This is a genomic window from Aeromonas sp. R2-1 (assembly GCF_040908425.1).
Lineage (GTDB): Bacteria > Pseudomonadota > Gammaproteobacteria > Enterobacterales > Aeromonadaceae > Aeromonas > Aeromonas caviae.
The window spans coordinates 103,376-113,539 of sequence record NZ_JBFODR010000018.1 but is presented as its reverse complement, the minus strand read 5'-3'; the positions used below and the strand labels follow the sequence as shown (position 1 = coordinate 113,539).

Here is a 10,164-nt window from a genome sequence, read left to right as displayed (position 1 = left end):
AGAGCGTCACGCTTATCGCGTTGAGGAGGCGCATCTTACGCTCCTCACTTCGAAAGTCAAGCGGTTGTTTTCGCTTTTCTTTCGGCGCCCACTTCGCTAGGAAGCTGGCTCATCAGGTTGGCGTGGTCCGCCGTGCTGGTAGGGGCGCATTATAGGGAGGCCGGTTACGATGACAAGGGATTTTTTGAAGAAAGTCACGGAAACTTCAAATTATCCAGTTAGAAACAACTTACCCAGTGTATATATACAATGTTATCCACAAGCTGATGATTTCAGCCCTCTTTTATTGGCATTTATCAGGATCTTCCTGGCTGAAGGAATGCCATACTGAAGCGGATAATTTGCCTCAAGTGGTCCATGGTAGCGTCTGGTCGTAAAGCTGGTTACCATGAAGGTGAATAGAGTGTTGCACCTTTTTTGCTTTCATTTACAAAAGGTCTTTAAAGATGAATTTATCCAAGTTTCCCGTTTATGTGCAGGCAGCAGTTCTTGCTCTGGTATTGGCGCTGCTCGGCTATCTGGTTGCCCAGGCCCTGCAGTTCTCTCTGAAAGTCGAAGTCATTTTTGCCGCCGGTCTGGCCATTGGCGGTTTCGTGGTACCGCTGCTCCTGAAAAGAACCCCGGCTAATGCAGCTGAAGCGATCGCCAATCAGGAGACTTGCACCTTATATGTAGGCAACCTGCCCTATCGCGCCAACGAGATTGCGGTGCGCGAACTCTTTGCCGAGCAAGGTCAGGTACTGTCAGTTCGTCTGATGAAGGACAAGGCCACCGGCAAACGCAGGGGCTTCGGGTTTGTGGAGATGCCTGTCGCCGATGCGGCCAAGGCCATCGCCGCGCTCAATGACAAGGAGTATCAGCAGCGCACCCTGAAAGTGCGTGAAGCAAATGACAAGCGGGACCGGGATGAGAAGGACGTCAACGACGTCGACGCCTGATATTCAGTACACCACTTCTTCGAGTGACGACAGCCCCCAAGCTTGCAAGGGGGCTGTCAGTTTCTGGGCCCCAGCATCCAGTCGCGTGCAGTAGGCACGTCCCGTCCCCTCGCCAGGTGCCTGGACCGGCAGTGTCGCCAGCAGATGCGCCACCCGCCTTGCCACGGCAAGACCCGAATCGACCAGTTGACATTCCGGCATCAGCTGTTTGATCTCTTCGTTGAGCAAGGGGAAGTGGGTACATCCCAGTACCAGGGTATCCGGCCTCTCCTCCCCTTCCATCCAGTCTGCGAGCATCTCTCTGAGCAGGGCCATATTGACCGGCAACCCCGCCAGCTTGCGCTCGGCTTCGATAACCAGTTCGGTGGCCCCCTTCAGCAGCACATGCTTGCCCGGGGCGAACTGGGCGATGAGTTCATGGGTATAGTCACGGCTGACGGTGCCGGGCGTTGCCAGCAGACCGATGTAGCCGTTACGGGTCAGGGCGGCAGCAGGCTTGATCGCGGGGACCACGCCGACCACGGGAATGCTGAGTGCGGTACGCAGGGATGGCAGGGCAATGGTGCTGGCGGTATTGCAGGCGATCACCACCAGATCGATGGCGTGCTCGGCCACCATGTGGCTGACCAGTCCGGTACAAGCCTCGATGAGGGCCACCTCACTCAGCTCGCCATAGGGAAAGTGGGCATTGTCGAAACTGTAGAAATAGTTGTGCTCCGGCAGAGCGCGACGGATCTCCCCATAGACAGTCAGACCGCCCATACCGGAGTCGAACACGAGAATATTGGCCACCTGAGCTCCCCCTTGAATGCGAGGCCGCGATCATACTCCCGCCCGGCGCCAATAGAAAAGGCCCTGCCAATGGCAGGGCCCCTGATTTTTCAGATCCAGACAAGGGGATCAGAGTGCGTAGTCCACCGTCACATAGTAGGCACGCTCGTCAGCCGGGTAACCCACCGAGGTCTGGTATTCCTTGTCCAGCAGGTTGCTGATCTTGCCGGAGACCTTCCAGGACGGTGCAACCTGGTAGCCCACCGCCAGGTTCCACACGCTGTAGCCGCCCAGCTGGGTGGTATTGGCCGCGTCACCATAACGCTCACCCTGGTAGATCCAGCTCAGGGAGCCATCGAACTGCTGCCACTGCGCCTGGCTCACCCACTTGGCCCCCTTGCGGGAGATCAACTGCAACTGCTTGTCGGTGACCTTGTCCTTGGGATCCTTGTATTCGGCGGAAACGCGATGGCTCAGCCAGCCGGTCTCGAACTCCCCTTCCAGCTCAACCCCTTCAATCCGCGCCTTGCCGACGTTTTGCGGCGTCCACATTCCCTGGCTGTCCGGTGCCCACTGGATCATCTGCTCGAAGTCGTTGCGATAACCGGTCAAGCGCCACTCCACACCAGCGGTCTGTCCGTCCAACATCAACTCGTGGCTTTTCGACTCTTCCGGCTTCAGGTCAGGATTGCCGGACCCCGGGTAGTAGAGATCGTTGAAGGAGGGGGCACGGAAACCGGTGCCGTAACGGGCACTGAGGCGATAATCCTCAACGAAGCGCCAGCCAGCGCCGGTTTGCCAGGTGTTGTGACGTCCGAACTGCTCGTTGTCATCGCTGCGACCGCTCAGCTCGGCCTGCCAGACCTGGTTGTCAAACTGGGCCAGGGCATAGAGCCCGGTGTTGTCACGCTCATCGGCCTCACTCGGGAAGGCGACGCCAGAGGAGCGGGAACTATCGTCCAGCATGTCGCGCTGCCAGTCGGCGCCGCCCCCCAGGGTCCAGCTCTCGTCCAACTTGACGCTGTTGACCCAGTTCAGGGTGTATTGACGGGTATAGAGTCGATCAGCGGACTGATCGCGGCCGCTGGTATCCGGGTAGTCGTAGGCATCCTGTTTGGAGAAGGCGCCGCGCAGCTCGCTCAGGTAGCGCTCGTCATGATAGCGGGAGCCGAGCTGGTAGCTCTGGTTCTCGGTCCAGGTCTCGTTGCGTTGATGAAACGCCGGGCCCCAGGCGGAAGCGGCAGAGGATCTGTCGTACTGGGCAATATTGCGGAACCAGCGGGTCGTACCGAACAGATCCCAGTTGCTGGCCAGCGCCTGCTGATAATCCACCATGGCGTTATAGCCCCGGTGGCCATGCTTGTCGCCATCGTTCACCCCGACGATGGGATGCACGTTGTAGCCGGTCTCGTCATCGAAACCACCAGCGACCTTGATCTGACCCGCATCACCCACCTGGCTGGCGCTGCTGAAGGCAGCCTGACGCTGCTTGTGGGAGCCCGCGCCCAGGTTGAACTTGTGCTGATTGGTCCCCTGGTCCGGGCGAGTGATGATGTTGATGACCCCACCGATGGCATCGGACCCATAAATAGTGGCGCGTGCACCGCGGATATATTCGATCCGCTCCACCTGGTTGAGGGGCAGGTTGTTGAGCTCGGTCATCCCGGCGGTCAGAGAGGCGCTGCGCACCCCGTCCACCAGCACCAGGGTCTGGGAAGAGGTGCCACCACGTACCCGAAGCGAGCTGAGCTGGCCGCGGCCGCCGTTGCTGACCACTTCCACGCCGGGCAGGGTCTTGACCACGTCGGTCACGGTCTGGGCTTGCAGGCGATCGATCTCGTCACGGGTCACGACGTTGACGGGAGCCAGCACACTGGAGGCAGGCTGGGCGACACGGGTAGCGGTCACCACCATGGTGGGATTGACAGGGATGGTCAGTTGTTGGGCAAAGGCCGCCGTTGGCAACAGGGCAGCCGCCAATAATGTCTTGGACATGAGAGATCCTTAAGTTCGCGTAAGCATCTACTTCGTGGCCGGTTTCTCTCGGCCCGAAATACGAACTTTGGCAGGTCTTCGGGCTTGGGGGCTGATGGCCTACGGCGACGGCTTCCCACCTGACGGCAGTGCCCTGATGTCGCTTCGTTCCCCCTTACCGCTGCGCGCCAGCTCCGGATTCTCACCGGATTCCCTTTTAAGCATGATGCGCCAAAGCGGGGGGATTATAGGCAGAGCCGCCTTGGATGTATAGCCATCTGGATTTCTAATGTCGTTTTTATCCAAAGCCGGTGCCAAGTGGCGCAGATCCTCGCCCCCTCTCATACCTTGAGGCTCGTTGACCGTCATTCGAGAGGGTCAAAAACAAGAAATGTTGAGCCAGATCCCACGGCTTTTTGGTAACATGCGGCAAACGTTTGACATCCGAGGAAGCCGTAATGACGACCCCCCCTATGATCGGCCTGGTAATGGGCTCCGACTCTGACTGGCCCGTGATGCAGGCCGCCGCCCGCATCCTCAAGGAGCACGGCGTGCCCTATGAAGCGCGCGTCGTATCCGCCCATCGCACCCCGGATCTCCTGTTTGAATATGCCGCCAGTGCGCGCGATCGCGGTCTGCGCGCCATCATCGCCGGCGCCGGCGGCGCAGCCCACCTGCCGGGCATGCTGGCCGCCAAGACCACGATCCCGGTGCTGGGCGTGCCCATCCCCACCCGCCAGCTCAAGGGGATGGATTCCCTGCTCTCCATCGTGCAGATGCCCAAGGGCGTGCCGGTCGCCACCTTCGCCATCGGCGAGGCGGGTGCCGCCAATGCCGGTCTGTTCGCCGTGTCCCTGCTCTCTGTCGCCCAGGATGGCGACGCTCCCCGTTATCACCAGCAGCTCGACGGCTTCCGCGCCAAGGAGCGCGACCGGGTGCTGGCGCTCACCCTGGAGGAGCCGGCATGATACTGCCCCCCGCCACTTTGGGTATGCTCGGTGGCGGCCAGCTCGGCCGCTACTTCGTGATGTCTGCCCACCGTCTCGGCTACAAGGTGATCGTGCTGGACCCGGACCCCATCAGCATCGCCGGTGCAGCCGCCGACGAGCAGATCGTTGCCGCCTATGACGATGCCGATGCCCTGCGCGATCTGGCCAGCCGCTGCGACGCCATCACCTGCGAGTTCGAAAACGTGCCCGCCGCCTCCCTGGCCCTGCTGGAGCAGTACAAGCCGGTGCGCCCGGCCGCGAGCGCAGTACGTGTCTGTCAGGATCGCCGGGAAGAGAAAGCCTTCCTGACCCGCGCCGGTGTACCGGTTGCCCCGAACCTGACCCTGCTACCCGGCGAGCCGCTGCCCGCCCTGCCCGGCGACCTCTTCCCCGCCATCCTCAAGACCGCCCGCGAGGGCTACGATGGCAAGGGGCAGTGGACTATCCACAATGCGGGCGAATTGCCAGCGGCCCTGGCCGCCAGCGGTGTCCCTTGCGTGCTGGAAAAACGCCTGCCGCTGGAGGGGGAGTTTGCCCTCACCCTGGCCCGCAGTCCGAGCGGTGCCATCAGTGCCCTGCCCCTGGTGCAGAACTGGCACAGCGGCGGCATCCTGGATCAGACCCGCTCCCCGGCCAATGTGCCGGCCCTGGAGCGCGAAGCCCAGCGCATCGCCGAGCACATCATCGCCGCCCTCGACTATGTGGGTGTGCTGACGGTGGAGTTCTTCCTGGTCGGCGGTGAACTGCTGGTCAACGAGATGGCCCCCCGGCCCCACAATTCGGGTCATCCCAGCATCGACAACGCCGGTTGCAGCCAGTTCGAGTTGCAGGTGCGCGCCCTGTGCGATCTGCCGCTGCCGGCACAGGCTGAGGTTCAGCCCGCCATCCTGCTCAACCTGCTCGGGGATCTGTGGCAAGACGGCACGCCGGACTGGGCCGGCGCCCTGGCCCTGCCCGGGGTGCACCTTCACCTCTATGGCAAGGGCGAGGCCCGCCCTGGCCGCAAGATGGGCCACGTCACCGTCACTGGCCGCGACTGGCCGGCGGTCGAGGCCACCGCGCACCAGCTGCGCGCCCTGCTGGGTCTGCCCCGCGCTGAGTCCACCCCTTGACATGCAAAGACCCGGGCCAAGGCCCGGGTCTTTTTTTATGATTTGAGAAGCGAGAGGGGTCAGGCCCTGTCGACAGCCGCAACGGGAGCCGGCAGGCGGATGGTGAGGGAGAGCACCAGGGCCACCACCAGCAACACCAGGATCAGGTTGAAGGTCGCCATGAAGCCGCCGAACAGGGAGGCCACGATGGAGCCGATGATGCTGCCCAGACCAAAGCCCAGGTAGATGACGCCGTAGTTCTTGGTCAGGTTGTTGAGGCCGAAGAAGTCGCTCACCAGCGAGGGGTAGACGGTGATGGTGCCGCCGAAGCTGAACGCCACACAGGCCACCGCCACGAAGAAGAGGTTGGCATTGAGCGGCACGAACAGCAGCAGCGCCATGCCCGCCAGGGTAATCAACTGGGCGATGGTGATGACCCGGATACGGGACATCTTGTCGGAGAGGATGCCCAGCACCAGCCGGCCACCCAGGTTGGCCATGGCGATGATGGCGACGGCGTTGGCGGCGACCACGGCCGGCAGGCCCACCATCTTCTCGCCGATGTCCTTGGCCACGCCGATGACGTAGAGACCGCTCATGCAGGCGGTGAGGAACATCAGCGCCAGCATCCAGTATTGGGGCTTGCGCATCGCCTCGGCCAGGGTGAAATCGCGGCTCTCGCTCTGCTGCACGGCGGCGGCCTGCTTGGGGGCATCCTTCATCAGCATGCCACCCACCAGCACCATGGACATGGCGATCAGCCCCCACAGCTGGAAGGTGGTCTCAAGGCCGTTGCTCGAAAGCAGCAGCAGGTTGATGTACTTGAAGCCCAGGCTGCCGAGGCCATAAGCACCGATGGAGCAGGCGGAGATGAACCCCTTGCGCTCCGGGAACCACTTCACGCAGTTGGAGAGGGTCATCAGGTAGCCGGTACCGTCGGCAAAACCGACCAGGATGCCGGCGCAGAGGTAGAGCATCGCCAGGTTGCTGGCATGAGCGGTGAGGAAGAAGCCGATGCCGAGCAGCACGCCGGCGCCCAGGGTGACGTTGCGCACCCCGAAGCGCTCCTGCAGCTTGCCCGCCAGGGAGGAGGCCACCGCCAGGGAGAGGCTGAGCAGCCCGAAGGCGAAGGCGACCTGGCTGACCGGCTCGTCCAGTTTGTCGGAAAGCTGGGCGTTGAACAGGCTCCAGGTGTAAACGGATCCCAGTGCGAACTGGGTGATGATGGTCCCCAACAGGGTGAGGTAGCGGGTGCGATTCAGCTCTCTGGTCATGATGCGTCTCGAGGAATGGCCTTAAGGAAACTGGGGCCACTATAGGCAAGACGCCGCTCCCGCCGACCGATTACGGCATGAAATGCAGATCGGCGGGAATGAATGACAATCAGAGCCGCATCAGCTGACGGAATGCCTTGATGTTGCTGCGACTGACCGGCACCTCGAACGGCAGGTCATGGAGCCGGATGAGATAGGTGCTGTTGAACCAGGGCACTATCTCGCGGATCTTGTTGATGTTGACGCAGTAGGAGCGGTGGCAACGAAAGAACCCCTCGGCAGGCAACCGACTGACGAACTCGCTGAGGGTCATGGTCATCACGTAGCGATCGGTACGGGTGTAGACATGGGTCAGCTTCTCGTCGGCTTCCGCGTAGTAGATCTGCTCGCAGGGGGTGACGATGATGCGCTCCCCCTTCACCAGATTGACGGTGCGGTTCTGTGGTGTCCCGGACTCCGCACCCTGGGGCTGGGACTTGCCCGCCAGTTCGAGCTTTTGCAGCAGATTGATGAGACGCGGCTCGTTGTAGGGCTTGAGGATGTAGTCGAATGCCTCCAGCTCGAACGCCTCCACCGCAAACTCCTTGTAGGCGGTGACGAAGACGATGTGGGGCGGATGGCTGGACTTGTGCAGGTTCTTGGCCAGCAGCAGGCCGTCGATGGCGGGGATCTGGATATCCAGAAACACCACGTCTACCTCGTGATCCTGCAGATACTTGAACGCCTCCAGCCCGTCTTCGAAGCTCGCCACTATCTCGATGTTGCTGTGCTGCCCCACCAGAAAGGCCAGCTCCTCGCGGGCCAGATACTCATCTTCCACAATGATCGCTTTCAGCATGGCATTGCCTCCTGATCAGGCAGATAGAAACAGACTTCGGTCCCCGGCTCCAGCCGCTTGAGGTGCAGGCCGTCGCCATAGAGCAGCTTGACCCGCTGATGCACGTTCATCAGACCGATGCTGCGGCTCTCCACCCGACCGGCGGCGACCCCGTCGATCACCGCCTGGCTGATGCCGTAGCCGGTGTCGCGCACCGCGACCCGGATGCCGCCCGCCAGCTGCTTCACCTCGATGGTGACCCGACCCGGCGCACTGCGGGGCTGGATGCCGTGCAGGATGGCGTTTTCCACCAACGGCTGCAACAGCAGGCTCGGCACCTGGATATGCACGTCGTCCACCTCGAACACCACCTCCAGCTTGTCGCCGAAGCGGGCCTGCTCGATGGCCACGTAGTCGCGCACCTGCTGCAGCTCCTCCTGGATGTCGATGAGGGTGTCCCCCTTGTTGAGGTTGTAGCGCAGGTAATCCGCGAGATTCGCGATCAGCTGGCGTGCCTGCTGTGGACGGATGCGGATCAGCGACGAGATGGCATTGAGGGCGTTGAACAGGAAGTGGGGGTTGATCTTGCTCTGCAGCGCGGTGAACTCCGCCTTGCGGGTCATCTCCTTGAGCTGCTCGATGCGCGACACCTCCATCTGGGTGGAGATGAGCTGGGAGAGGCCGACCGCCATCTCCCGCAGCGAACTGGTGATGCTGTGGGTGCGGCGGTAGTAGATCTTGAGGGTGCCGCTGACGGCGCCGTTCTCTCTCAGCGGAATAATGATGACCGAGTGAAAGTCGGCCAGATGGTACTGGCGCAGATCGTTGTTGATGATGATCTGGTCGAGCAGCACCGCTTTGTGGGTCATGTCGCTGATGGCGTGGTGCTCGTCCAGCTCGTAGTAATCCTTGCCCACCCCCACATAGGCCAGCACGTCGCGGGTATCGGTGATGGCCACCGCATCGGCGCTGATCTCGCTGCGAATGATGCCGCACACCTGGCTAAGGGAGTGGCGATCGATGTTCTGGAAAAACGGCAACGTCTTGTTGGCGATGTCGAGCGCCAGCTTGGCCTGCTTGGCGGCAATCAGCTCCTTCTCGTCGTCCAGGTCCTGCACCAGCTTGATGATGAGCCCGATACAGAGCGCCCCGGCGATCATCGGGTAGGCAATGTGGCTGACAATCTCCACACCTACCGCATGGGGCTCGGTCAGTTGCCAGATAAGCAGCATGGTCAGCCCCTCGCAGGCCATGCCCGCCAGGATGCCATAGAGCCAGAGCCGCGACTTGCGACAGCGCAGGTGCAGCCAGGTGGCGAGCAGGCCGGCGATGATGCTGGCGATGAGGCACGGGATCGAGGTGTGGCCATCCATGTCGATGAGATAGCGATGCAGCCCCGAGATGACCCCGGCCGGAATGCCGACCCAGGGGCCGAACAGGATGCCGCCCGAGATGATGGCGATGATCCGCACGTTGATGAGGGCCCCCTCCACCGGAATGCCGGTGTAGGTGCTGAACACCGCGAACAGACAGAAGATGGCCGCCACCAGCACCAGCTCGGCCGGGGTGTGGTCACGCTTCTGGAACAATCGCTGAAACGGCCGGGTGCGGGTGAGAAGAAAGAGCGTCATCAGCATCAGCGCCGCCCGCTCAAACACTGCCAACAACATCATCTGATTTTCGAGCATGGCTCTCCTCCGTCAATGGCATGGCGCCAGGGGCGGATCATACCCCTTATCTGCCGCCGACTCATGGGCGAATCCGGGGAGAGCGGTTCAGCTTTCGGGGAAAGCGCCGATAAGAGGAGGCCCTCGCCAAGGAGGGCCCAGTCCGACAAAGGAGATAACTATGTTTCAAAAAAGCATGGTGCTGGCAGTGATGATCGGTTGCAGCAGTGCCGCCGTTCACGCCAATACGCAGGTGAGCCAGCTGAACTGGCAGGCCACCGCCAGCAAAGAGACCAACATGGAAGTGGCGCTTACCCACCCAGGCCTCCAGGCCATCAATTCGGATCCGGCACAGGCTCCCGTCCAGATCCTCGCAGCTGACCTGGGCCACCCGGATTTCAACACCACCTATCGTTTGCAAGCCCGCGCACTCTACGGCTCCCTGCCACAGCAGGATGATCTCCGGATCACGCTGGCGCTCAACGGACAACCCCTCGAAGCAAGCCGCGCCCTCCCCCTGGCGCAGGCGACCCGCTATTACCTCAGCTATCAGGCCCCGTCAGCCAGACCGGACCAGGTGGGCGACGCCGCCTATGAGTTGATGGTGTACTGGCTGGGCTGACCACAGGAGCCGAAGGCATGT

General features: G+C 61.8%; 9 protein-coding genes and 1 riboswitch. Of the genes, 4 read left to right on the top strand and 5 right to left on the bottom strand.

Translation table 11 applies throughout. From position 1 onward, the window contains the following. Window positions 1-446: 446 nt before the first annotated feature. Entirely contained in the window at window positions 447-938 is a 492-nt protein-coding gene (locus tag AB5Y80_RS04950) for an RNA-binding protein (RefSeq protein ID WP_039040689.1), read from the top strand. Between the two features lie 3 nt (window positions 939-941). On the opposite strand, the gene murI is transcribed toward AB5Y80_RS04950, so the two are convergent. Further along, window positions 942-1,730 (bottom strand): glutamate racemase, encoded by a 789-nt coding sequence (gene murI / locus AB5Y80_RS04945; protein WP_368172583.1) that lies wholly within the window; start codon window positions 1,728-1,730, stop codon window positions 942-944. Window positions 1,731-1,838: 108 nt separating this feature from the next. Further along, complete coding sequence (locus AB5Y80_RS04940; protein WP_041212100.1) at window positions 1,839-3,704, bottom strand: TonB-dependent receptor; 1,866 nt, start codon at window positions 3,702-3,704, stop codon at window positions 1,839-1,841. Between the two features lie 51 nt (window positions 3,705-3,755). Continuing rightward, window positions 3,756-3,934, bottom strand: a riboswitch (cobalamin riboswitch). A gap of 207 nt (window positions 3,935-4,141) precedes the next feature. On the opposite strand from AB5Y80_RS04940, the gene purE reads away from it, so the two are divergent. Further along, complete coding sequence (purE, locus tag AB5Y80_RS04935) at window positions 4,142-4,651, top strand: 5-(carboxyamino)imidazole ribonucleotide mutase (RefSeq protein WP_029313402.1); 510 nt, start codon at window positions 4,142-4,144, stop codon at window positions 4,649-4,651. After that, complete coding sequence (locus AB5Y80_RS04930) at window positions 4,648-5,784, top strand: 5-(carboxyamino)imidazole ribonucleotide synthase (RefSeq protein ID WP_368172582.1); 1,137 nt, start codon at window positions 4,648-4,650, stop codon at window positions 5,782-5,784. The genes purE and AB5Y80_RS04930 overlap by 4 nt, the downstream gene beginning before the upstream one ends. Window positions 5,785-5,843: 59 nt before the next feature. Here the strand turns inward: AB5Y80_RS04930 and AB5Y80_RS04925 are convergent, their stop codons facing one another. From AB5Y80_RS04925 to AB5Y80_RS04915, 3 genes are all read right to left on the bottom strand, one after another. Continuing rightward, entirely contained in the window at window positions 5,844-7,037 is a 1,194-nt protein-coding gene (locus tag AB5Y80_RS04925) for an MFS transporter (RefSeq protein ID WP_323920923.1), read from the bottom strand. A 109-nt stretch (window positions 7,038-7,146) separates the two neighbouring features. After that, window positions 7,147-7,875 carry a LytTR family DNA-binding domain-containing protein gene (locus AB5Y80_RS04920; protein WP_039040685.1) on the bottom strand — a complete coding sequence of 243 codons (729 nt, stop codon included), beginning with the start codon at window positions 7,873-7,875 and terminating at the stop codon, window positions 7,147-7,149. Next, window positions 7,869-9,542, bottom strand: a complete 1,674-nt coding sequence (locus AB5Y80_RS04915) for a sensor histidine kinase (RefSeq protein WP_048209419.1) — start codon at window positions 9,540-9,542, stop codon at window positions 7,869-7,871. The genes AB5Y80_RS04920 and AB5Y80_RS04915 overlap by 7 nt, the downstream gene beginning before the upstream one ends. Before the next feature lie 160 nt (window positions 9,543-9,702). Between AB5Y80_RS04915 and AB5Y80_RS04910 the strand changes: the two genes are divergently transcribed. Then, window positions 9,703-10,143: a hypothetical protein gene (locus AB5Y80_RS04910; RefSeq protein ID WP_134997914.1), complete on the top strand. Its 441-nt coding sequence runs from the start codon at window positions 9,703-9,705 to the stop codon at window positions 10,141-10,143. The last annotated feature ends 21 nt before the right edge of the window (window positions 10,144-10,164 follow it).

Bases quoted from the DNA above. Each gene is read 5' to 3' on its own strand.
- AB5Y80_RS04950 (WP_039040689.1), top strand. From the start codon at position 447: ATGAATTTATCCAAGTTTCCCGTTTATGTGCAGGCAGCAGTTCTTGCT.
- AB5Y80_RS04940 (WP_041212100.1), bottom strand. From the start codon at position 3,704: ATGTCCAAGACATTATTGGCGGCTGCCCTGTTGCCAACGGCGGCCTTT.
- purE (WP_029313402.1), top strand. From the start codon at position 4,142: ATGACGACCCCCCCTATGATCGGCCTGGTAATGGGCTCCGACTCTGAC.
- AB5Y80_RS04930 (WP_368172582.1), top strand. From the start codon at position 4,648: ATGATACTGCCCCCCGCCACTTTGGGTATGCTCGGTGGCGGCCAGCTC.
- AB5Y80_RS04925 (WP_323920923.1), bottom strand. From the start codon at position 7,037: ATGACCAGAGAGCTGAATCGCACCCGCTACCTCACCCTGTTGGGGACC.
- AB5Y80_RS04920 (WP_039040685.1), bottom strand. From the start codon at position 7,875: ATGCTGAAAGCGATCATTGTGGAAGATGAGTATCTGGCCCGCGAGGAG.
- AB5Y80_RS04915 (WP_048209419.1), bottom strand. From the start codon at position 9,542: ATGCTCGAAAATCAGATGATGTTGTTGGCAGTGTTTGAGCGGGCGGCG.
- AB5Y80_RS04910 (WP_134997914.1), top strand. From the start codon at position 9,703: ATGTTTCAAAAAAGCATGGTGCTGGCAGTGATGATCGGTTGCAGCAGT.